Raw genomic sequence first — 1170 nt, 5'->3', positions numbered from 1 at the left:
GGTTGCGGGGGACGCCGTAAACCCGTCCTTGGGGGCTTGGCCGCGGCATCCATGCCGCGGACACCCCCGCAACCGGACCCACCCCGCCTTCGACAGATCTCCGYAATCTGTTGGRATGGCATGGCCTGTCCTTGGTAGGTGTCGACCTTGGTCGACACATGGATCCATGTCATGCGTGGATGAATGCCTGACGGAAACGGAAACGCTCCGTTGTCGGGACGTAACGCGGGCGTGGCGTGCACGGGTGTACTCTGCGCGCATGATGGCCACGACAGTCGGGCAACAGCAGTTGGTGGCGGCGCGTGCCGCTTTTGCCGAGGGCGATGTGCAGTCGCTGGCGGTGCTTCCTTTGCCGTTGCAGCAGTCCTGGCAGCGCTCGCATGCGGCCGGTGTACGCCCCGACCAGGAGCCGTACTACCCGCCGTTGCAGGGCAACGGCCACCACTTGGAATCCCGCGACGACCGCCGCCTGGCGCGTTGTGTACAGCCCGAGCTGGAGCAGTTGTGGGCCGCGTTCGGTGCGCGGGGATGGACGATGTTCTGCGCCAACCGCGAGGGCATGGTGATCGTGCATCGCGCCCATGGCCTGGAAGATGCGCCGCTGCTGCGGCCGATCCAGGTGGGACGGCGGTTGGGCGAGGCCGAGATCGGCACCACCGCGCCTGCGGTCAGCTTGGCCGACGACCTGCCCGCCTTGGTACGCGGCAACGAACACTATCTGCAGCGGTTTGCCCCCGTGTTCTGCTTGAGTGAGCCGCTGCATGACCTGCAGGGGCAGGTCTGCGGTGCGATCGACATCACTGGCTTGGGGGAACGCGATCCGGTATTGCTGCAGGGCTATTTCCGGCAGGCGGCGCTGGCCATCGAGAACCGTTTGATGCACACGCTCAGCGATGTGCACCTGCTGGCGGTGCAGCATGATCCGCGCTGGCTGGCATCACCGCTGCAGGGCCTGTTGGCGGTGCAGGAAGACGGCCAGTTGCTTGCCGCCAACCGCGTCGCCCGGCGTCTGCTCGGTCTGCCACGGCGCGGGCCGCTGCCGTTGCTTTCGCTGGATACGTTGTTTGCCGGCGCCAGCGCTGCACAGCGACGTCGCCTGCTGCAGCCCGGTCCCGCGCATCGGGTGCGGCTGGGCGAGGGCAGTGCAGTTCATCTGCAGCATCTGCAGAC

At 67.0% G+C, this 1170-nt stretch carries 1 protein-coding gene; it reads left to right on the top strand.

Features of this window, described 5'->3' with window-relative positions; translation table 11 throughout:
• Window positions 1-259: 259 nt before the first annotated feature.
• On the top strand, window positions 260-1170 hold a 911-nt coding region (locus AB4Y84_RS22075), incomplete at its 3' end, for a helix-turn-helix domain-containing protein (RefSeq protein ID WP_442250986.1).

Source organism: Stenotrophomonas sp. 2YAF22, assembly GCF_052114665.1.
Lineage (GTDB): Bacteria > Pseudomonadota > Gammaproteobacteria > Xanthomonadales > Xanthomonadaceae > Stenotrophomonas > Stenotrophomonas indicatrix.
Note: the sequence above shows the minus strand (reverse complement) of the source record. Positions and strands in the feature narration are given on the sequence as shown.